Origin of the sequence: Eubacterium maltosivorans, assembly GCF_002441855.2 — a bacterium.
GTDB lineage: Bacteria > Bacillota > Clostridia > Eubacteriales > Eubacteriaceae > Eubacterium > Eubacterium maltosivorans.
This window is the reverse complement of record NZ_CP029487.1, coordinates 2,484,605-2,506,161: the sequence shown is the minus strand read 5'-3', so window position 1 is coordinate 2,506,161 and position 21,557 is coordinate 2,484,605. Positions and strand designations below refer to the sequence as shown.

Genomic DNA, 21,557 nt, shown 5'->3' with positions numbered 1-21,557 from the left:
AAAAGGCCAGATAAATATAAGGAGAACAGAATGGCTTATAAATGTGTGGTTTTTGATTTTGACGGTACTTTAGCCGATACAGAGGAAAAAACCTTCAATATATACAACGATATGGCTGAAAAGTACAAATATCGAAAAATCACAAAAGAAGAGCTGCAGCATATAAAAAATCTGCATATAAAAGAAATTATGGAAATTGTGGATATTCCTTTTTATAAACTGCCAAGAGTCCTGAGCGAGGGCCAGAAGAGGATGCGGGCAACCATGGAAGATATACGGGCGTTTTATCCGGAGATAAAAACCTTCATGGACGACCTCACCCAGATCACTGAATACCGGGGGATACTGACCTCCAATATCGAAAAAACAGTACAGTCTTTTTTAAGGCATTATCGGCTGGAGGAAGATATTGATTTTATTATGTGCTCAGCGCTTCTGTCAAAGGAAAAGAAAATAAAAAAAGTTCTTAAGAAATATGATCTTAAGAAGGAGGAACTGCTTTACGTTGGCGACGAAACCAGAGATATTGAATCCTGCCACCGGGCAGGTGTGGACGTGGTGGCAGTAAAATGGGGGTATAACACGCCCAAAGCCCTGGAACGCTGTAATCCCACCTATATGGTGGATCATACCACCGATATTCTGACCATCGTAAAGAATAAAATGTAATGAAAAAAGCAATCGAAACCTTATTTCAAGTTTTCAGAGAACACCATAAGCAGCTGTATATTGTGGGGGGAGCCGTCCGTGATATGCTTCTGGGCCAAACCCCGAGCGACTATGATTTCACGACCGATGCCCTGCCGGACGAAGTGGAGAGCTGGTTTGAGCACACCATCATCGTCGGCAAACGCTTTGGGACCATTGGCGTTATAATAGACAGAAAAGTATATGAAATCACCACCTTTCGCAGGGAGGCCGGTTATGGTGATGGCCGTCATCCTGATGAGGTGCTGTTTACTGGTGACGTGAGAGAAGATGTCAGACGCCGTGACTTCACCATTAATGGCTTATTAATGGATGAACACGGCTGTATTTTTGATTATGTCGGCGGACTTAAAGACCTCAGGAAGGGCATGGTTCGTTGTATTGGCAATCCTGGAAGGCGTTTCGAGGAAGACCGTCTGAGAAAATGGCGCTGTATCCGCCTTGCGGCTGAAAAGCGCATGGAGCTGGACGAGGAAACCCGCAGCGCTATCCGGGATGATCCGGATACGACAGGTGTCAGTATTGAGCGGATACGCGAGGAGCTCACCCGGATCATGCTATGTGAGAAAGTAGCCTGGGGCGGATATCTTCTCATAAAAACAGAACTTCTGGGCGATCTGTTAAACCGCATGGTTCCTGATTACTGGAAACGGTGCGAGGATTATCTTATCGACGGCTTTGAAATTATGGGGTATCTGCCTAAAAAGGTGCCGCTTCGGCTGGCATCGCTCCTGCTAAATATGTTTCCGGAAGAGCGTAAGGTTTTTCTCAGGGAAATGCGCTATTCCAACAAAGAAAAACAACTGGCTTACGCCTACTGTCACCATGTAGTGGCGGATAGCCAGGATATTGTGGGTTTTAAGGAAGCACTGGCAGATATCGGAATGGAAAATGCGGAGGACTTTCTGGCTTTTCAGGACGGATTGGCCTATTGGGATGGAGACCCTTCCATTAAACGTGCAGCGGAACAAAATCAACGGGTGTACCGCCGGATTATCGCAAACCGTGAGCCTATGACTTTAAGAGAGCTGGCCGTTGGCGGAAAAGATCTGACGGACAGAGGCTATCAGGGAGAAGCGATTAAGGAGAGCTTGACCCGGCTGCTGAAGAGAGTTTATGAGTACCCCGAAGAAAATAAGAAAGACAGGCTTTTGTCCTGGCTGGAAAGAGAAACACATGGAAAAACTGACCTCCCCAAAGGTAATTGAGGGGATCTTAAATAAATATGACCTGCATTTTAACAAACGTTATGGACAAAACTTTTTGATTGATGAAAATATCGTGCGAAAAATTGTAGAAGCCGGCAATGTGCATAAAAGTGACACTGTATTGGAGGTAGGGCCAGGGATCGGTACCATGACTCAGGTGCTGGCCGAAGCCGCCGGAAAAGTTTATTCTGTAGAAATAGACAAGAAATTGATTCCTGTTTTGGCTGAAACCCTGGAGGACTATGATAATGTTGAGATTGTTCAGGGAGATATTTTAAAAACAGACATTCCAGGATTACTTCAGACGAATCTGCAGGAAAATCCGTTAAAAATTGTTGCAAATCTGCCGTATTATGTTACCACGCCGATTATTATGGGTTTTCTGGAATCAGACCTGCCCATTGAACAGATGACCTTTATGATCCAGAAAGAAGTGGGCGAACGGCTTTGTGCGGAACCTGGCACAAAAGCCTACGGTTCACTGACCATTGCGGCCAGGTTCTATGCCGAAACAGAAATCAGTTTTTATGTGCCCGCTGCGGTTTTTATGCCAAGGCCAAAGGTAGACTCCATTGTCGTTACACTGAAAAAAAGACCGGAGCCGGTCATTCAGGTGTCTGATAAGAAACTTTTTTTTCAGATCGTAAAAGCTTCGTTTTTAAACCGCAGAAAAACACTGATCAATGGTCTGCAAATGAACACAGATTACCCGAAAGAGCGTTTGCTTGACGCCCTTGAAAAATGTGGAATAGCTCCAGGCGTGCGTGGAGAAACCCTGACCGGAGAAGATTTTGCCCGTCTGGCAAATACTCTGACAGTAGAATAGATAAATACCCTCTGTGAATAAAGTCAATCATTTTGGATATATATTTTAATGATTGAAAGGGGGGCATTTTAATGGAAACGAAACCCGCAAAGAAGACCGGTCCATTTTATGTAACATTGGCTTTGATAGCTGTCATTATGTTTAGTCTTTTCGGTTTCCTGTTTTTCAGAGAGATGGGTAGGCTCAGCAGCCTGACCGGCGTCAGTATGCTGCCTGAACAAACATTGACAATATCAAAAATTGACAAACAGGAATTAAGAGAAAAACAACTGGAAAATCAGTACACACAAACGCTGGTTATAACAACAGATGCGGTAGCATCCTATATCATGGACAATAAAGCCATTAATTGATTTTACAAAAGCTCCGGAGCGCCGGAGCTTTTTTGGCTGTATGGATCTTTACAAAAATCTATAAATAGCGTATACTCTTATTAGCAAGCATAAGACTTAATCCAATAATGGAGGAATCGAATGAAAAGTATTAAGAGAGTGTGCGCCTGCAAGGGTGGAACACTGACCCGCTTTATACAGCCTGTGATCCTGACTATTCTTTCAGAACAGGACGACCACGGCTACAGTATTTTATCAAAGCTGTCCGGCACTTATTTGTGGAAGGATAAAAAACCGGATGCCTCTGGTCTTTACAGAACCCTTAAAAATATGGAGCAGCAGGGACTCATCATTTCGCATATTGACATTGCAGACAATGAAAACATGGGAAAGAGAGTCTTTTCCATTACATCCGCCGGACTAGAATGCATGATGCACTGGAAAGAAACATTGGAGGACTACCAGAAAGGTATCGATGAGATTATTGCCGGGATTGAGGAAGCAGCCGTGAAGAGAAAACTGGACTGAAATAAAAAGACGAAGCACACTTAGCTTCGTCTTTTTTGTATTCAGGATTAAATCATCACATTATCCCCAAACATGGTATTCATCATATAGGTATCGACAAATTTTGGATCAGTTGCCAGCTCGATATGGGTGGTGATCGTTGGAATAGCATTGCAGATATCAGCCTCTTCCTTCGACAGTAAATATAACTGTGCGCCAGTGCCTGCACCATTGCCGATAGAACGTACAGGGACACCTTCAATTTTGGGCAGTAATCCAATAAACTGCGCATTGTGAACATCAATGTAGTTTCCAAAGGCGCCGGCAATGACGATTTCTTCAAGATCACTGCCCTTGATGCCATAATTTTCGGAGAGCAGGCAGCAGCCAGTGTAAATGGCAGCCTTTGCGAGCTGGACGGCGCGGACGTCTTTTTGCGTGATAATAATGTCTTTGCCTTCAGGATTTTCGCTGGCTGTTACAATTTTAAAATACCGCTGATTATTTTCATCCACGCCAAAACGGTTTTTCATGGGATGGGCGTCTAAAGCGTCGCCTTTAATAAAGTTACCTCGTTTAGCGATGAGTCCTTCACGGAACAGCATGGCGATGGCATCGACAATACCGGAGCCGCAGAAGCCCTGGGGAGCTGTTTTACCGATGACAGAATAAGTGATTTTACCGTTTTCGCAACCAACCTTTTCAATGGCTCCGGTGGTACCGCGCATTCCCATGGTCAGGCCTGCACCCTCCAGAGCAGGTCCGCATGCGGTGGAAGCGACATAGTATTTGTCACAGTTTCCAACGGCGATCTCGCCATTTGTGCCAAGGTCAATCATAAGCCGCATTTTTTTATCGCGTGGCAGGCCTAAAAGAACCGCGGTGGTATCTGCCCCTACGAAACCGCCGAGCAAAGGCATAAAGGTAACCGTGCCCTTGGGGTTAATCGGGAGAGGTGTGTCCATACCTTTAAGTGATACGGCATCCTTACAGAATCCGAGGAATGGCGCCAGCCCAAGATGCTTTGGATTAAGCTCCAGAAATAAATGAGCCATGGTACTGTTTCCGCAATAAACCGTCTGGTAAACATCGTTTGTATCGACAGAAGCCTTTTTACAGACCTGAGTGATAATCTCAGCCAGAGTTTCCATGATGGCTTCGTAAATTTTGTGGAGACTTTCCGGCCCTTCACCGGCATAGTCAATGCGGCTGATAACATCCCCTCCAAAGGCAATTTGTTTGTTTAACATCGAGTGTTGGTTTAGCAGGCATCCGCTTGTTATATCATAGAGATACCCGACAACAGAGGTGGTGCCAATGTCAAAGGCAATACCGTAAACAGGTTTTTCAGCTTCATTTGAAGGAATAAAATCAATAATCTTGTTGCCAGAGACAATAACATGTAGTTTTTCATACCCCTCCAAAAAGTAAATTTCTGAAAAATGCTTTAAAACAGAATAATCCGGCGTGTCAAGGGTCTGTGGTATGAGCTTGCGCAGAACGTCCAGATCATAGGTGCACATAGGCGTAACAAGATCAGTATAATTTAATGAATAGCATTTTACGATAGGGTCAAAAGGAAGATCACTGTTGGATGAGGTTTCAAGGATCTGGCTGGCAGCCTGCTCACGGGAAGCATAAATCTCCATCCCGTCAGAAACAGAGTACTGGCAGGCCAGTACCTCTTTCATTTCTCCGTTTTCCTTAACGTTGACCAGACATTTTTTACAGCGCCCCTTTCCGCCGCAGACAAGGTTTAATGGCAGGCCGATAGAGGCACAGACGTCAGAAACCAAACTGTCCTGAGACACTTCTATCTCTTCCTCAAGTAATGGGAACAATACACGCATGATAAATCTCCTTTATTTAATATTGAAAATTATGTATATACAGGTAAACATCATCTTTAATCGTTTTAATTATACGCTTTCATAACCGATTTTACAATACGGATTCCTTAAATTTGCAATAAGAAAAATCAGGGGTTCAGGAAGAAAGGGTAAAATTTTAAACAATTTGTGAAAAAATATTGACAACGGTTTCTGAACGTGGTACCCTATGTATATGATATATCTGTATATACAGGTAAGACTTGTATGTACATTTATTTGAGTAGCGGCGAAGTAAACGCTGTCAGAGGAGGATTATGATGATTATTATTGGAGAAAAACTGAACGGTGCGATTCCAGTGGTTAAAAAAGCCATTGAAGAAAAAGACGAAGCATTCATTAGAGACAGAGCAATAGCTCAGGCAGAAGCCGGTGCTACCTACATCGACGTATGTGCTGGTACAGCTCCTGAAATTGAACTGGAATCTTTGAAATGGATGATGGACATTGTACAGGAAGCCGTTGAAACACCACTGTGTATCGACAGCCCGGACCCTGAAATTTTAAAGGCTGTTTTCCCATTATGTAAAAAACCAGGCCTGGTAAACTCTGTTTCCGGCGAAGGTAACAAAATGGATGTTCTTTTACCATTATTTGACGATGCAGATCCAGCATGGGAACTGGTTGCCATGACCTGTGACAACGCCGGTATTCCAAACACCGTTGAAAAGAAAGTTGAATTAACAAAAATGATGGTTGAAGAAGCTAAAAAGCATAATCTGACACCAAACAGAATTCATATTGACCCATGTGTAATGGCTTTATCAACAGAAAACCATTCTTTCTTAAACTTCAAAGCGGAAATCGAAGGAATCAGAGAAATTTATCCTGACATTCATATTACTTCAGGCTTAAGCAACATTTCTTTCGGTTTACCAGCCAGAAAATTAATGAATCAGAATTTTATGACTTTATCCATGTTTGTAGGTATGGACTCTGCTGTTATGGATCCGACAAGCCGCGACATGATGGGCGCTATTTTCGCAACAGACGCTTTATTAGGAAACGACAGACTTTGCAGAAAATACAGCAAAGCTTTCAGACAAGGTAAGATTGGACCGGTTCAGGCGAAATAATTTTCAACCTATCCTACTTTTAATTGTGCTGATACTTGATGAATTTTAAGTATATAACATTTCTTAGTTAAGAGAGACAACATTGGCGGGCTGTTATTTGTCGATTTGTCTCTTTTAATTTTTTTCTTTCAAAATCGTTTTCATGAAATTTTTACGATAAGTTTGTTTGATATTTATCTATCAATCTAAAGGTAGTTTATTTTAAAATATTGCCATAAAAGCATTGACAAGCTTTTTTTTACGTGGTATGATTTAACCATAAGCAAGAAGTGGCATATTATATATAATAGTACCCAGACATAATCGGCGGGCAGATTGTAAACGTCAAGTCTTTATACCAAGGGAAATAGTGAGAGGCGCTGACGGAAATGTGAATATGAAAATGAGATTAACCATATTTAAAATATGGTTGGTCGAAGAGTTCTTTTTTTAGCCAAATCTGTATATACAACTATTTACATATAAGTACATGAATATACAATATTAAATTTCATGTAAACATATATAAACAAATATATTTTGTTATAAGTTTGTATATATAAGCATATACAGGTAATACAGGAATATACAAGTGTAAACGCTAAACAGCCTTAAAAAAAACAAAATTTATCTTACTTTGTATTTGATTTTTTTCGTAAAATGCTTTAGAATATGAAGTAAGAAATGTTAAAAATTTATCAAAGTATTGGAGGATTTAAAAATGGGTTTCAAATCAGACATCGAAATTGCACAGGAAGCTAAACCACTAGACATTCGTGAGATTGCTGCCAAGTTAGGTTTAACAGAAGATGACTTAGAATTATATGGTAAATATAAAGCTAAAGTCGATTATAATTTGTTAAAACGGGAAACCGGAAAGAAAGCAAGATTGATTTTAACAACTGCAATTAATCCCACTCCTGCTGGTGAAGGGAAAACGACAACAACGATCGGTGTTGCAGATGCTCTTTCTAAATTGGGTAAAAACACACTCGTTGCCTTAAGAGAACCTTCTTTAGGACCAGTTTTTGGTGTTAAAGGCGGCGCTGCTGGCGGCGGTTACGCTCAGGTCGTTCCAATGGAAGACATTAATCTGCATTTCACGGGCGATTTCCATGCGATTGGTGCAGCCAACAATCTTTTAGCTGCAATGCTTGATAATCACATTCATCAGGGAAATGAATTAAATATTGATCCTAAGAGAATTACATGGAGACGCTGCGTCGACATGAATGACCGTCAGTTACGTAACATCGTCGATGGCCTTGGTAAAAAAGGTGATGGCGCTGTCCGTCAGGATGGTTTTGACATTACTGTTGCTTCTGAAATCATGGCGGCTTTCTGTCTGGCAAGTGACATTGTTGACTTGAAAAATAGAATGGGTCGTATCATTGTCGGCTATACTTACGATGATGAACCGGTTACCGCTGGCCAGTTAAAAGCTAACGGCGCAATGGCTGCTTTATTAAAAGATGCTTTGAAACCAAATCTGGTACAGACACTGGAAGGAACGCCTTCTTTTGTACATGGTGGACCATTTGCAAACATCGCTCATGGCTGTAATTCTGTAATCGCTACTAAGATGGCAATGCATTTTGCTTCTGATTATGTTGTAACAGAAGCTGGTTTCGGCGCAGACTTAGGCGCAGAAAAATTCCTGGACATCAAATGCCGTATGGCAGGTTTGAAACCGGACGCCGTTATTATTGTCGCAACCGTAAGAGCGCTGAAATACAACGGTGGTGTTCCAAAAGATGAATTAAATAACGAAAACTTAGAAGCTCTGGAAGCAGGTCTTCCAAACTTATTGAAGCATGTTGAAAACATTACTCAGGTTTACAAATTACCTGCAGTAGTTGCAATCAACCGCTTCCCATTAGATACCGAAGCAGAATTAAAATTAGTAGAAGACAAATGTAGAGAACTTGGCGTTAATGTTGCGTTGTCCGAAGTATGGGCAAAAGGCGGCGAAGGCGGTATCGCAGTTGCCAATGAAGTTATCCGCCTCTGTGAAGAAGGCGAAAACAGCTTCCAGTTCTCCTATGAAGATGACATGAGCATCAAAGATAAGATCAACGCCATTGCGACTAAGATTTACGGCGCTGACGGCGTAGACTATACTCCGGAAGCGGATGCTGAAATTGCAAGATTAACCAAATTGGGCTTCGACAAAGTTCCGGTATGTATGGCTAAGACACAGTACTCCTTAACAGATGACCAGACCAAACTGGGCCGTCCGACTGGTTTCAGAATTACTGTTCGTCAGGCAAGTATTTCTGCAGGTGCAGGCTTTATCGTATGCTTAACCGGCGAAATCATGAAAATGCCTGGTTTGCCAAAAGAACCTGCAGCAGAACGTATTGATGTTGATGAAAACGGCGTAATCTCCGGCTTGTTCTAGAAAGCTGAAATACATAATTAAATAACAAATTTGGCTGCTTTTGCTACACTGGCAGTCTGGGGGAGGGGTTCGACTCCTCCCCATTCGCATTTTCAGACAAAATTATTTATGAAAAATGTGAACCTTAATGAAGAACATAAATTTTGAGAGGAAACACTATGGGAATCGCAGACAAAAAATGTACAGAGTTTGTCGAAGTACTTTACAGTAAAAGTGCTGTTCCGGGCGGTGGCGGTGCAGCGGCACTGGTAGGCGCTATTGGTACGGCATTGGCAGGAATGGTCGGCAATCTGACCACCGGTAAGAAAAAATACGCTGAATATGAAGAAGATATCCAGAGAATTCTTGGCGAAGCTCAGGCATTACAGGATCAGCTCATGGCAATGATTGATCAGGATGCCGAAAATTTCGCGCCTCTGGCCAAGGCTTACAGCCTCCCGACAGAAACGGAAGAGCAGAAGGCACACAAGGCAGAAGTAATGGAAGAATGTACAAAGGTAGCCTGCGGCGTACCCATTGAGATTGTTCGTGTATGCTATAAGAGTATTAAGCTTCACGAAGAACTTGTCCACAAGGGTTCCGCTCTGGCTATTTCTGACGTGGGCGTTGGGGTGCAATGCCTGCGGGCAGCGATGATCAGCGGCTGGCTGAACGTTTTAATCAATATTAAGACTATGAAGGACAGAGCTTATGTGGTTTCTGTTGAAAATGAGCTGAAGCCTATGCTGGAAGATGGTATTGCAATTTGCGACACTGTTTACGCCGAAGTGGAAAAACAGTTGTCTTAAAACTTAAATTCAAAAAATAAATTCAGGAGAAAATTATGGCAGCAAAATTATTAAGTGGTAAAGAAGTAAGTGAGTCCATGTTAGCAAAGGTTCTGGAGGATGCAAAATCCTTGATTGCCGGAGGTGTTCAGCCTAAACTGGCAATTATGCGCGTTGGCGCAGATCCAGGGTCTATTTCTTATGAAAAGAGCATCATTACCAGAATGGGCAAATCAAGCATCGAGGTAGAATCTGTAGAATTCCCTGAAGATGTAACACAGGCAGATTTTGTGGCAAAATTAAAAACGCTTAATGATGACAAAAACATCCATGCAGTTTTGATTTTTAAACCGCTTCCAGAACAGCTGGACGAAGAAGAAATCAAATATATCTTAAGCCCGGAAAAAGACCCGGATGCTCTAAACCCAACGAATCTTGGTAAATTAATGATTGCGGATGAAAGAGGTTTCTTCCCATGTACAGCAGAAGGCGTTATGGAGCTTCTGAAGCATTATGAAATTGATGTTAAGGGCAAAGATGTTGTCATCATCAATAACTCAAACGTTCTTGGGAAACCGCTGGCCATTATGCTGACCAATGAATTCGCAACTGTAACCATGTGCCATGTATTTACAAAAGACACACCGTCTTATACAAAGAAAGCAGATATTGTTGTCACAGCTGCTGGTATTTATGGCCTGGTTAAACCGGATATGTTAAGCGAAGACTGTATTCTGGTTGACGTTGCAATGTCTCAGATGAAAGACGAAAACGGTGAATTCGTATTAAATGAAGAAGGTAAAAAGATCCGTACAGGTGATGCCCACGTTGACTGTCTGGATAAGGTTGCAATGATCACCTCTGCCACACCTGGCTGCGGCGGCGGAACGGGCCCGATTACCACCGCTCTTCTGGCACAGCATGTTATCAAGGCCTGCAAACAGCAGAACAATTTATAGGACTGGAACAAAGCCCGGGAGAATTTCTCTCTGGGCGGATTAAATATAGACGGAGGAAGTAAAAAATGATTATTTCTCAAAAGAAATCTTTTGAAGATGTATTAGAATATTTAAAGGACGCAAAGAAAGTGGTCATCACCGGTTGCTCTGAATGTGCAACAGTTTGTAAAACCGGTGGAGAAGAAGAAGTTGAAGCCATGAAAGCTGCATTGGAGGCCGAAGGTAAAGAAGTTTTGGCAACCAAGGTTTTAACAACTTCATGTAACGTGCTTTTAAACAAAAAAGAATTAAAAGAAATCAAAGGCGAGCTGGCCGATGCAGATGCTGTACTGTGTATGGCATGTGGCGATGGTGTTCAGACTGTTGCCAAGGGGGTTAAAAAAGAAACCTACCCGGCCAATGACACCATGTTCGTTGGCGAAACCGTCCGCAATGGTATCTTTGAAGAAATGTGTAAAACCTGCGGCGACTGTGTACTTGGCAGAACCGCTGCAATCTGCCCGATTACCCGCTGCGGCAAGTCTTTATTAAACGGCGCTTGCGGCGGCTCCAGAGACGGCAAATGTGAAGTTATTCCTGAAAATGACTGTGCATGGATTGAAATTTATAAAAAATTGAAAGAACAGGGTAAGGAAGAGTTACTTGAAGAAATTCAGCCATTGCGCGGCTATAAAAAGGTTGCTTACCCAAGAACGATTAATTTAAGAGATCAGGAAAAGGATGGTGAATAAGATGAGCAGTTTATTACAACAGACATTAGAAGCCGGTAAATTTGCGATTACTGCAGAAATGGCACCACCAAAAGGGACTGATTTCAGTCATATTTTAGAAATTGCGGATCTGTTAAAGGGCCGTGTGCAGGGCGTTAACGTTACAGATTTCCAGTCTGCTGCCGTTAAGGCATCTTCGCTGGCTATGTGTGTAGAGCTTGAAAGAAAAGGCCTTGAGCCCATCTTACAGATGACTGGCCGTGACCGCAACCGTATCGCCATTCAGGGTGAAATGTTATCAGCGGGGCATTTCGGCATTAAAAACATGCTGGCGTTAACCGGTGACCACACCACCACTGGCGATAACCCAGAAGCCAAGCCGGTATTTGAAATGGACTCTGTATCCATTCTACAGACTGCCGAAGTACTGATGAGCGGTCAGGATTTAGCCGGAAATGAATTGCAGGGCTCTCCGGATTTTTATCTGGGTGCTTGTGTTACCCCTGTTTTTGATCCGGTTGAAGTACAGCTGATCAAAATGCGCAATAAGATCAGAGCCGGCGCTAAGTTCTTCCAGACACAGGGTGTATTTGATATTGAAGTGATGCGTGAATTCAAGGAACTGACCAAAGACATGGACTGCTATGTTCTGGCAGGCATCATTCCACTTAAATCTGCGGGTATGGCAAAATTTATGAACCGCAGCGTGCCGGGCATCTCTGTGCCGGACGCTTTAATTGAACGTTTGACCGAAGCTGAAGACAAGGCCGCTGAAGGCATTAAGATTGCCGGCGAATTTGTGGCTCAGCTGAAGGAAGAAGGCGTGTGCGACGGTGCGCATATCATGGCCATCGGCGCAGAAGAAAACGTACCGAAGATTCTGGACATAGCTGGTTTATAGGAGTAGTGGACGAATGAGAATTACTGTAATAGGTGCAGGCCCGGGCGGTTATGAAGCCGCTATTATGGCTGCAAAACTGGGTGCAGAAGTTACCTGTATTGAAAAAGACGAAGTCGGCGGTACCTGTTTAAACCGCGGCTGTATTCCAACAAAGGCTTTCCTGGCAGCTTCCGATGTTCTGGAAACTGTGGAGAGCGCTAAGGATTTTGGCATTAACATTGACGGTACTGTCAGCGTTGATTACAAAGCCGTTGTAGACCGTAAAAATAAAGTAAAAGACGGCCTGATCAAGGGGATTCATTTCCTGTTTGAAGAAAACAAGGTGAACCTGATCAAGGGTACGGGCAAAATTATTGATAAAAATACTGTTGAAGTTACCAAAGAAGATGGCTCAACTGAAACGGTTGAAACAGATAAGATTATTCTGGCTACCGGTTCTGTTCCGGTAAGCCCGGGTATGTTCAAATATGATGGCAAAAAAGTCATCACTTCCGACGAAGTGCTAGATCTGGAAAAAGCTCCAGAGTCCATTATTATCGTCGGCGGCGGTGTTATTGGCTGTGAAATCGGCCAGTTTTTAAGCCGCATGGGTACAAAGGTAACCATTGTGGAAGCACTGGAACAGATTCTTCCAAACGAAGACAAAGATGTTTCCAAACAGCTTCTGCGTCAGTTTAAAAAGGATAAAATCAAAGTGCACACCGGCGTAGGTGTGGCTGAAGTTGAAGTTTCTGACGATAGCGTTAAAGCTTCTTTAGCTAACGGCAAGTCTGTTGAAGCAGAAATCATGCTGGTCGCCATTGGCCGCCGCAGCTTTGTGGACAATCTGGGCGCACAGGATGCCGGGGTTGAAGTGGACGAACGCGGCCGCATTGTTGTCAACGACAAGATGGAAACCTCCGTCCCCGGCGTTTATGCCATCGGGGATATCGTTGCGACGGCCCAGCTGGCACACGTTGCCTCCAAGGAAGGCATCGTTGCGGTTGAAAACGCCATGGGCGCAGACAAGCATGTCGCCTATGCTGCGGTACCGCGCTGCGTATACACCGAACCAGAAGTTGCCGGCGTTGGCTTAACTGAAAAGGACTGTGAAAAGAAGGGCGTTGAGTATAAACTCGGAACCTTTGATTTCAGAGCTTTAGGTAAAGCGCAGGCCATTGGCAAAATCCAGGGCTTTGTAAAAGTCATTGTGGACAACAACGACGTGATTGTTGGCGCATCCATTGTAGGACCGCACGCAACCGATCTGCTGGCTGAGCTGAGTCTGGCAGTACATTTAGGCTTAACGGCTGAACAGGTTGGCGATGTTATTCATCCGCATCCGTCGCTGTCCGAAGCGCTGATGGAAGCATTGCACGACGTACACGGAAAATCCGTTCATAAATAATTAAATGAGGCTCTCTCAAAAAGAGAGCCTTTTTTAAAAGAGAGTTCTTTTTTAACTTGAACTCACGGCGTTATCGTGATATATTAAAATCAAAATATACAATATTTAAGGAGAAAAAACCATGAACGTACCACAGGAATTAAAATACGACAAGGAACAACATCTTTGGGTTGCAATCGATGATAATGTAGCAACCATTGGTATTACGGATTTTGCACAAGATAAAATGGGTGATATCTTATTCGTAGAGCTGGCAGAAGAAGACGACGAATTTGAACGCGGTGATGAATTCTCGGTTGTTGAATCCGGCAAGAAGGCTTCTCCACTGGAAGCGCCGTTTGCTTTTAAGGTTCTGGAATCCAACGAAGATTTAGACGATGAACCAGAAGCGATTAACGAAGACGCTTATGCAAACTGGATTGTCAAGGTTCAGATCACAGACGACGAAGGTATTGAAGACTTGGTAGACGCAGCTGAATACGAAGCAGCCATTGCTGAATAAGGTTTTTCTTTAAATGGTCATTGATTGTCATATACATTGCGCTTTAAGCGGTTTTGGTAAACTGAAAAAAGAGCTGATGGCTGAGGATACACCGGAGCGAGAGGGCTGGTTTTTGTCACTGGCAACGCGGTACCGCAAGCATAATGTCAAAGCGCTGCGCGACGGCGGTGACGCTTATGGCGCGGGCGCTGCGTTTAAGCCCATCGCTGAGGATGCTGGTATTATCTTCAGAACGCCGCTGGTGGCGCTGTATAAAACAGGTCACTACGGAGATTTTTTAGGAGAAGCCATTACCGATTTTGACTCCTGCCGTAAAAAAATGGATCAGCTGCTCAAGCGGAGGCCTGATTTTATTAAAATTATCCAGTCAGGCATCATGAGCTTTGATCATTTTGGGGAGGCTGGCAGTCTGGAATTTACAGACGAGGAGCTTCGCTATCTGATTAAGCGAACCCATGACGCCGGATTGCGCACGATGGTGCATGTCAATACGCCGAAGGGCATTATGATGGCCATTGAAGCCGGGGCAGATACCATTGAGCATGGATATTGTATTGATGGAGACTGCATCGCTGCGATGAAGGAAAAGGACGTGGTCTGGGTACCGACACTGGCCCCCTTTGCCAACATTGCAGGCTGTGATGAAAGCCATCCGCTTTCCCGGTACCGGAAGGTTTCACAGCGTTATTTTAGCGGGCATAAGCTTCAGGTGAGAAAAGCCCATGAGGCAGGGGTGACCATTGCCCTGGGCAGTGACGCCGGCGCGTCGCTCGTGATACACGGACAGGCGTCCAGAGAAGAGTTGAGCTATCTGATGGACTGCGGCCTGACAAAGGCCGAGGTGTTCACAAATGGCTGCAGGGTTCTGGAACTGAATGAAGCGCAATTTAAAAAATGATAACAAATTCAGGAGTCCTTCAGGGCTCCTTTTTAGTGCCTGTTATAAAAAAGAGAAATAAAGTAATCTAACACAATAGAGGAACCCCCTTTTCAAAATACTTTAAATCGGGTACAATTAAATGATGTGGGATGTGTGCTCTAAACACTAAACTTCTGAAAAATAAGGAATTAATTATGTATGAACTCGTAACAGTGCGTCCAGATAATTTTGTGGATGTAGCGGATTATATACCAACCATTGAAACAGATGTAAAGTATTATTCTGGGGATAACTTTGTCGGCGAACGGATTGAAGGCTATAACGCCCCCATTATTCTGGTAACCCGGGAGACAGCCGAAGCGCTGAAGACAGCCCAGAATAAGCTGATGACCAAGGGCTACTGCCTGCGGGTGTATGATGGATACCGCCCTCAGAGAGCCGTGGAGCATTTTTTGAGGTGGAAGGACAGGCCGGAAACCGGTGAGACCAAGGCCCGCCATTACCCGGATTTTACCAAGGCGGAGGTCTTTGACGAGGGCTTTATCGCTGTCCGCTCGACCCATACGCGTGGCAGTACGGTGGATTTGACAGTGGTGGACATGCGCAATGGGCAGGAGCTGGACATGGGCGGCTTTTTTGACTATTTTGAGGCGAGCTCTTACAGCAATTATACCGATCTTACGGCTATTCAGAGCCGTAACCGGATGATGCTGAAATACCTGATGCTGTCCTGCGGATTTGAGCCGTTTTTTCAGGAGTGGTGGCATTTTACGCTGAGTAATGAGCCTTATCCCAACACCTATTTCGATTTTGAAATTCAATAGTAAGAGGTAAAAAATTAAATTATGGACAATGAAAAAAACACAGAACTGGGGACCATGCCGGTAGGCAGGCTGATGTTTAAGCTGGCCCTGCCGGCCATTGTGGCCCAGGTTATCAATGCTCTTTACAACATTGTTGACCGCATGTATATCGGCCATATTGAAGGGGTTGGTCCCATGGCTTTGACTGGGGTTGGCATCACTTTTCCCATCATTATGCTGATTACAGCCTTTGCGGCGATGATCGGGATGGGGGGCGCGCCTCTGGCCGCCATTCATCTTGGGGAGAAGAACCGGGACAGCGCCGAGGGGATTCTGGGTAACGCGGCGACGCTGCTGCTCATTTTGTCGGTGGTGCTCACCGCTTTTTTTCTGATCTTCCAGCGGCCTCTGCTCATGGCCTTTGGCGCCAGTGAAAACACCATTGAGCATGCGCTTCAATACATGACGATTTACCTGTGCGGAACCATTTTCGTGATGGCAACCTTAGGGTTAAACGCTTTTATCAATACACAGGGCTTTGCAAAAACCGGTATGCTGACCGTCCTCATTGGCGCAGTGCTGAATATTATTCTGGACCCGGTTTTTATTTTTGTATTTGGCATGGGGGTTCGGGGCGCCGCGCTGGCAACCATCCTTTCACAGGCTGTTTCAGCCATCTGGGTTTGCCATTTCCTGACTGGCAGGAAAACGACCATTAAAATCAAGCCTTCCAGAATGCGTCTTAAAAAAGAATATGTGGTGGGGATCATCTCACTTGGCATATCGCCCTTTATCATGCAGTCCACCGAGAGTCTGCTCAACATTACCTTGAACGCTTCGCTTCAGTTTTACGGCGGTGACATGGCGGTAGGCGCCATGACTATTATCGGCAGTATTTCTCAGCTGGGACTTATGCCGCTCATGGGCCTGACCCAGGGTGGGCAGCCCATTATTTCCTATAATTACGGAGCCAGAAATTACGACCGTGTGCGCAAGGCCTACCATCTGATGATTGCGGCCAGCTTTACGCTGTCCATGGTGATCTGGGCCATTGTGGAGTTTTTTCCGGAGGTGGTCATCGCCATCTTTACAACAGATCCACAGCTCTCCAGCCTGACTGTCTGGGCGATCCGTATTTTTATGATGTGCATCGGCATAATGGGGCTGCAGACAGGATGCCAGCAGACTTTTCTGTCATTGGGACAGGCCAAGGTCTCGGTCTTTCTGGCCATGCTGCGAAAGCTGATTTTACTCATCCCGCTGATTCTGATTATTCCCCGGGTGACAGGTCTTGGAATGACCGGCGTTTTTCTGGCACAGCCCATTGCGGATTTTATCGCAGTCGTATCGACTGTGGCTGTGTTTGCTGTGAAGATAAGGAAAATTATTCCGAGACCGGCCAAAACAGCTTAAATCCATTAAGTATAGCATAAAGATTTCGTTAAGATGGCCGTGGATGTACGCAATCTGTGTTATAATATCCTACAACTTCTATATTTTAAAGGAAAAGGAAAATGAAAAAAGGAAAAAAAGCCTTCTGGACAGTCGTGGTGGCCGTGGTGGTCATTCTCGCGATTCTTTTGTCCCTCAACCATTTTTACGTAGACTATCTCTGGTTTAGTGAAATGGGTTATCTCAATGTCTTTTTTAAAGAGCTGGTCACTAAGGCTCAGATTGGCGTGCCGGTATTTTTGGTGCTGCTGATCCTGCTCTTCTTCTACCTGAAATTTTTAAAAAAGATTTCTGAACGTTATCTGGGGATTACCCAGGCAGTGCGAACAAAACGGGAAAAAACCATTGGTGCGGTACTGTCTGTGGTGGCAGCGGCGGTGATAACTGGTTTTATTGCCAATAGCCTGTGGTCAGAAATACTTCAATTCACCAATGCCACAGATTTTGGTTCGACAGACCCGCTGTTTGGAAAGGATCTGTCCTTTTATTTCTTTACGCTGCCGTTATTAAAGGGCGCGTACAGTGTGGTCATGACCTGCTTTTTTGGCATGGTTATTCTGACGCTTTTGTATACTGTTTTTGTCATGTACCGGGAAAAGGATTTTCGGATTCAGACAGCTCAGAGCATGGATGATTTTAAAAGCGGCGCAAAGGATGTTTTTACGACCTTCCTGACCCTGGCCTCCAAGCAGATTGGCGTGTTTTTGGGGATATTCTTCCTGCTTCTGGCTTTTAGCAGCTTTATCGGCCGCTATGAAATGCTCTATGGCGGAACGGGAATGGTCTACGGCGCAGGCGCATCGGATATTACCATTGGTATGAAAATGCTCTATGTGAAGATTGCCCTGTGTCTGGTTCTGGCAGTGAGTTCTGTGATTGCGGGATTCAAAAAGAATTACAAGATGATGGCAGCCGGCCCGGTGCTCTTGATTGTTGTGGCCCTGGTGGGCGGCGTGGGACAGGCAGCATACGAATACCTGTCGGTGGTGCCAAACCAGTACACCAAAGAAGCGCCCTACATTGAAAAGAATATTGCCAGCACACAAAAAGCTTATGGTCTGGATAAGGTGACCATCAAGGATTTTTCACCGACCCAGGACATCACCGCCCAGGATATTCAGGAAAATGAAGCGACCATCAGCAATATCCCCATCAATGACCAGAAGCCAACCAAGGATATGTATAATTCTTTGCAGGGGATCAGAAACTATTATAAGTTTTACGATGTGGATGTGGACCGTTATTTTGTAGACGGCAAATATACCCAGGTATTCCTGGGTACTCGTGAAATGGAAAACTCCGCGCTGCCGGATGATGCTAAAACCTGGGTGAACCAGCATCTGAAGTATACGCACGGCTTTGGCGTTGCCATGTCGCCAGTGAATAAAACCAATTCTGTGGGGCAGCCAGAGCTGATCGTCAAGGATATTCCGCCAGTGACGGATACCCAGAGCCTTGATATTATCCAGCCAAGGGTTTACTTTGGCGAAGGCGACTACAAATACGTGGTCACCAACGCGGCCAATCCAGAATTTGACTACCCAGAAGGGGACGACAATAAGGAAAACTATTATGAAGGCACCGGCGGCATCAAGCTGTCACTGCTTAACCGCCTTTCCTTTGCCCTGTATTACGGATCACCTGAGATGCTGCTGACCAGTGAGATTACCTCAGACAGCAAAATTCTCATTAACCGGAATGTGATGGACCGTGTGTCCAAAATCGCGCCCTTTTTAGAGTATGACAATAAGCCATACATGGCGTTAGCAGACGGCAAGCAGTACTGGATTGTGGACGGGTTTACCACCAGTAATAAGTACCCTTACGCCCAGCCCTATGACCAAACCACAGGCAAGAACTATATCAAGAATCCGGTCAAGGTAGTGGTGGACGCCTACAACGGCGACGTCACTTTCTATAAGGTGGATGATGAGCCTGTGCTTGAAACCTACAGTAAGATTTTCCCGGGTCTGGTCAAGGATATTTCTGAGATGCCCAAGGGGCTGAAGGAGCATATCCGTTACTCCAAAACTCTGTTTGACATCCAGTCCGATATTTATAAAACCTACCACATGAGCAATCCACAGGTGTTCTATAACCGTGAGGACCAGTGGGAAACCGCCAACCAGTTCTTTGGCTCGTCTAAGGAGGAGGTACCCATTGACTCGTCCTACACCATCATGAAGCTGCCGGACCGCCAGACAGAATTTATGCTGACGACAACCTTTACGCCCAGAAATAAGGACAATATGATTGCCTGGCTGGCTGGGGTATCGGACGGGGACGATTATGGGCAGCTGTTGCTGTACCAGTTCCCGAAACAGCAGCTGGTTTACGGCCCCATGCAGATTGAGCAGCGGATCGACCAGAATACCACCATATCGCCGCAGCTGACACTGCTGAGCCAGCAGGGCTCCACCGTGCTGCGCGGTAACTTAATGACGATTCCCATCGAGGACGCCATCATTTATGTTGAACCGATCTACATTCAGGCCAGTGCAGGGGAGAATAACCTGCCAGAGGTTAAAAAGGTGATCGTGAGCTACCAGAACGAGATTGTCATGGCAGACTCGCTGAACCAGGCCCTCGGCCAGATTTTCAACTATGACGCAGGCGAAGCGCAGGCGGCGGCCAATACGGCTGTTTCCACCGCGACGCCAAATAATAACGCCGCCACCGGCGCGGCGGATCTCTCGATCCGAGCGAATCAGCTGTTCCAGGAAGCCCAGAACGCGCAGAAATCCGGCGACTGGGCAGGCTACGGCAGCAAGCTCAATGAGCTTCAGGAGGTATTGAACCAGCTCCAGCAGGCAACCGGTGCGTCACAGCCACAATAAAAAGAGCAAGACCCCTTTGTGTTTGAAAGGGGTCTTTTATTTGTCTGAAAATTGACATTAAGTTAGCTAAATTTAACTGTATTTTTGTGAAATATTGTGTTATAATGATTCTAAAGTATAATTATTTTAGAAGGGAGTTGAAATTTTATGCCATCTTTTGGAGATCCATTTGCAGCAAATGTGGAACGAAAAATGACAAAAAAGGAACTGGCTCAGGCTATCCGCCTCGATTTAGCAGGTGAGCTTGAAGCGATTTATTTATACGATGCCCATGCACAGGCGACAGATGATCCTGTTGCCAAAAAGGTGCTGGAGGACATCCGTGATGAGGAAAAAGCTCATATGGGTGAGCTGACAACGCTGCTGCGTTATCTGGACCCTGTAGAAGCAGAGCTGTTTGAGGAAGGCGCCGAGGAAGTCCATGAAATGCTGGAAGAGCTCGGTATTGAATCGGGCAGCAGTGAAGCCCAGACCGCAGAAGGCCCGACTGTCGGCAGCCTGATTGAGGATTAGGAGGGACAATATGGATTATTTATCAAGAGAAGCAGCGCCCTTTGGCGATGCCCTTTGGGAACAGATTGATACAACCATTGTCGAAACACTGAAAAAATATCTGGTCGGCCGCCGTTTCCTGCCGCTTTACGGACCACTTGGCCCAGGCGCGCAGTCCGTTGTGGTTGACAGCAGCGACAAGGATGAAAGCTTTGAGGACGGTGTGGTGCAGACCACAGGCCGAAAATTTGCAGAGCTGGTACAGCTGTACGAAGATTTTCCATTATTCTGGAGAGACCTGGAAGCCAGTGAGAGAACCGGTGTGCCGGTGGATCTTTCAGCAGCGGCCCGCGCGGCACAGGCCAGCGCAAAGGCTGAGGATCAACTGATTTTCTTTGGCAATAAAGCGCTGGGCGCAGACGGCCTGCTGACTGTATCCGGTAGCCATACCGTTAAGATGGACGACTGGGCAGAAGGACAGAATGCCTTTGCCAATATCGCCTCTGGCGTTTCCATGCTGGTAGAAAAGGATATGCTTGGCCGTCTCGCTCTGGTTATGGGGCCAGATCTCTATTTTAAGCTTCAGCGGATCCAGCCGGGAACCGGCGTCATGGAAATTGACCGCATTAAGAGCCTGCTGGACGGACGGGTTTACCGTTCAAACGCTTTGGCCGGAAAAGCCGTTCTGGTCTGTGCTGAAGCCCAGTACATGGATCTGGCCGTTGGTCAGGACCTGGCCGCCGCTTATCTGGAGCTCGTTAACCTGAACCACTATTTCAGAATTCTTGAAACCGCGGCCCTTCGCATTAAGAACAGTGCCGCCATCGTTGTATTTGAATAAAGAATAATGTTATAAAGCGCTTTTCTTTCAGGACACTGGGAGAAAAGCGCTTTATTTTATTAAATCGTTGCCTTTTAGAAGAAAGCATAATATAATGAAA

20 protein-coding genes are annotated in these 21,557 nt (G+C 45.1%); 19 read left to right on the top strand and 1 reads right to left on the bottom strand.

Annotated elements, in window-relative coordinates; all coding sequences use genetic code 11:
- Positions 1–30: 30 nt before the first annotated feature.
- The 5 genes from CPZ25_RS11880 to CPZ25_RS11860 all read left to right on the top strand — a co-directional run bounded on the left by CPZ25_RS11880 (position 31) and on the right by CPZ25_RS11860 (position 3,602).
- The gene (locus tag CPZ25_RS11880; RefSeq protein WP_058693213.1) at positions 31–669 is read left to right on the top strand and encodes an HAD-IA family hydrolase; all 639 of its coding nucleotides are present in this window, start codon (positions 31–33) and stop codon (positions 667–669) included.
- Complete coding sequence (locus CPZ25_RS11875; protein ID WP_074617867.1) at positions 669–1,916, top strand: CCA tRNA nucleotidyltransferase; 1,248 nt, start codon at positions 669–671, stop codon at positions 1,914–1,916. Before CPZ25_RS11880 ends, CPZ25_RS11875 begins: the two co-directional genes overlap by 1 nt.
- Positions 1,885–2,742: a 16S rRNA (adenine(1518)-N(6)/adenine(1519)-N(6))-dimethyltransferase RsmA gene (gene rsmA, locus CPZ25_RS11870; protein ID WP_096920518.1), complete on the top strand. Its 858-nt coding sequence runs from the start codon at positions 1,885–1,887 to the stop codon at positions 2,740–2,742. The genes CPZ25_RS11875 and rsmA overlap by 32 nt, the downstream gene beginning before the upstream one ends.
- A 71-nt stretch (positions 2,743–2,813) precedes the next feature.
- Positions 2,814–3,095, top strand: coding sequence for a hypothetical protein (locus CPZ25_RS11865; RefSeq protein ID WP_058693216.1), 282 nt, complete (start codon positions 2,814–2,816; stop codon positions 3,093–3,095).
- A gap of 120 nt (positions 3,096–3,215) precedes the next feature.
- On the top strand, positions 3,216–3,602 hold the full coding sequence (locus tag CPZ25_RS11860) for a PadR family transcriptional regulator (protein WP_058693217.1): 387 nt from the start codon (positions 3,216–3,218) through the stop codon (positions 3,600–3,602).
- A gap of 47 nt (positions 3,603–3,649) precedes the next feature.
- Here the strand turns inward: CPZ25_RS11860 and ramQ are convergent, their stop codons facing one another.
- The gene (gene ramQ, locus CPZ25_RS11855; protein ID WP_058693218.1) at positions 3,650–5,431 is read right to left on the bottom strand and encodes a corrinoid activation enzyme RamQ; all 1,782 of its coding nucleotides are present in this window, start codon (positions 5,429–5,431) and stop codon (positions 3,650–3,652) included.
- A gap of 299 nt (positions 5,432–5,730) precedes the next feature.
- On the opposite strand from ramQ, the gene CPZ25_RS11850 reads away from it, so the two are divergent.
- The 14 genes from CPZ25_RS11850 to CPZ25_RS11785 all read left to right on the top strand — a co-directional run bounded on the left by CPZ25_RS11850 (position 5,731) and on the right by CPZ25_RS11785 (position 21,457).
- The gene (locus CPZ25_RS11850; protein ID WP_013378710.1) at positions 5,731–6,546 is read left to right on the top strand and encodes a methyltetrahydrofolate cobalamin methyltransferase; all 816 of its coding nucleotides are present in this window, start codon (positions 5,731–5,733) and stop codon (positions 6,544–6,546) included.
- A 700-nt stretch (positions 6,547–7,246) separates the two neighbouring features.
- Positions 7,247–8,926 (top strand): formate--tetrahydrofolate ligase, encoded by a 1,680-nt coding sequence (locus tag CPZ25_RS11845; RefSeq protein WP_058693219.1) that lies wholly within the window; start codon positions 7,247–7,249, stop codon positions 8,924–8,926.
- Positions 8,927–9,084: 158 nt separating this feature from the next.
- Positions 9,085–9,714 carry a cyclodeaminase/cyclohydrolase family protein gene (locus CPZ25_RS11840; protein ID WP_058693220.1) on the top strand — a complete coding sequence of 210 codons (630 nt, stop codon included), beginning with the start codon at positions 9,085–9,087 and terminating at the stop codon, positions 9,712–9,714.
- A gap of 35 nt (positions 9,715–9,749) precedes the next feature.
- Complete coding sequence (locus CPZ25_RS11835) at positions 9,750–10,652, top strand: bifunctional 5,10-methylenetetrahydrofolate dehydrogenase/5,10-methenyltetrahydrofolate cyclohydrolase (protein WP_013378713.1); 903 nt, start codon at positions 9,750–9,752, stop codon at positions 10,650–10,652.
- Between the two features lie 65 nt (positions 10,653–10,717).
- Positions 10,718–11,383 carry a methylenetetrahydrofolate reductase C-terminal domain-containing protein gene (locus CPZ25_RS11830; RefSeq protein WP_058693221.1) on the top strand — a complete coding sequence of 222 codons (666 nt, stop codon included), beginning with the start codon at positions 10,718–10,720 and terminating at the stop codon, positions 11,381–11,383.
- A 1-nt stretch (position 11,384) separates the two neighbouring features.
- Positions 11,385–12,263 carry a methylenetetrahydrofolate reductase gene (locus CPZ25_RS11825; RefSeq protein WP_058696320.1) on the top strand — a complete coding sequence of 293 codons (879 nt, stop codon included), beginning with the start codon at positions 11,385–11,387 and terminating at the stop codon, positions 12,261–12,263.
- A 13-nt stretch (positions 12,264–12,276) separates the two neighbouring features.
- Positions 12,277–13,650, top strand: a complete 1,374-nt coding sequence (lpdA, locus tag CPZ25_RS11820) for a dihydrolipoyl dehydrogenase (protein ID WP_058693222.1) — start codon at positions 12,277–12,279, stop codon at positions 13,648–13,650.
- A gap of 121 nt (positions 13,651–13,771) precedes the next feature.
- Complete coding sequence (gene gcvH / locus CPZ25_RS11815; RefSeq protein ID WP_058693223.1) at positions 13,772–14,152, top strand: glycine cleavage system protein GcvH; 381 nt, start codon at positions 13,772–13,774, stop codon at positions 14,150–14,152.
- Positions 14,153–14,165: 13 nt separating this feature from the next.
- Positions 14,166–15,050 carry an amidohydrolase family protein gene (locus tag CPZ25_RS11810; protein ID WP_096920517.1) on the top strand — a complete coding sequence of 295 codons (885 nt, stop codon included), beginning with the start codon at positions 14,166–14,168 and terminating at the stop codon, positions 15,048–15,050.
- A 176-nt stretch (positions 15,051–15,226) separates the two neighbouring features.
- Positions 15,227–15,856 (top strand): M15 family metallopeptidase, encoded by a 630-nt coding sequence (locus CPZ25_RS11805; RefSeq protein WP_058693225.1) that lies wholly within the window; start codon positions 15,227–15,229, stop codon positions 15,854–15,856.
- Positions 15,857–15,877: 21 nt separating this feature from the next.
- Positions 15,878–17,248: an MATE family efflux transporter gene (locus CPZ25_RS11800; RefSeq protein WP_096920516.1), complete on the top strand. Its 1,371-nt coding sequence runs from the start codon at positions 15,878–15,880 to the stop codon at positions 17,246–17,248.
- A gap of 101 nt (positions 17,249–17,349) precedes the next feature.
- Positions 17,350–20,124, top strand: a complete 2,775-nt coding sequence (locus CPZ25_RS11795; protein ID WP_074617873.1) for a UPF0182 family membrane protein — start codon at positions 17,350–17,352, stop codon at positions 20,122–20,124.
- 147 nt (positions 20,125–20,271) lie between these two features.
- Positions 20,272–20,637: a demethoxyubiquinone hydroxylase family protein gene (locus CPZ25_RS11790; protein WP_038351859.1), complete on the top strand. Its 366-nt coding sequence runs from the start codon at positions 20,272–20,274 to the stop codon at positions 20,635–20,637.
- A gap of 10 nt (positions 20,638–20,647) precedes the next feature.
- Complete coding sequence (locus CPZ25_RS11785; RefSeq protein ID WP_096920515.1) at positions 20,648–21,457, top strand: family 1 encapsulin nanocompartment shell protein; 810 nt, start codon at positions 20,648–20,650, stop codon at positions 21,455–21,457.
- The last annotated feature ends 100 nt before the right edge of the window (positions 21,458–21,557 follow it).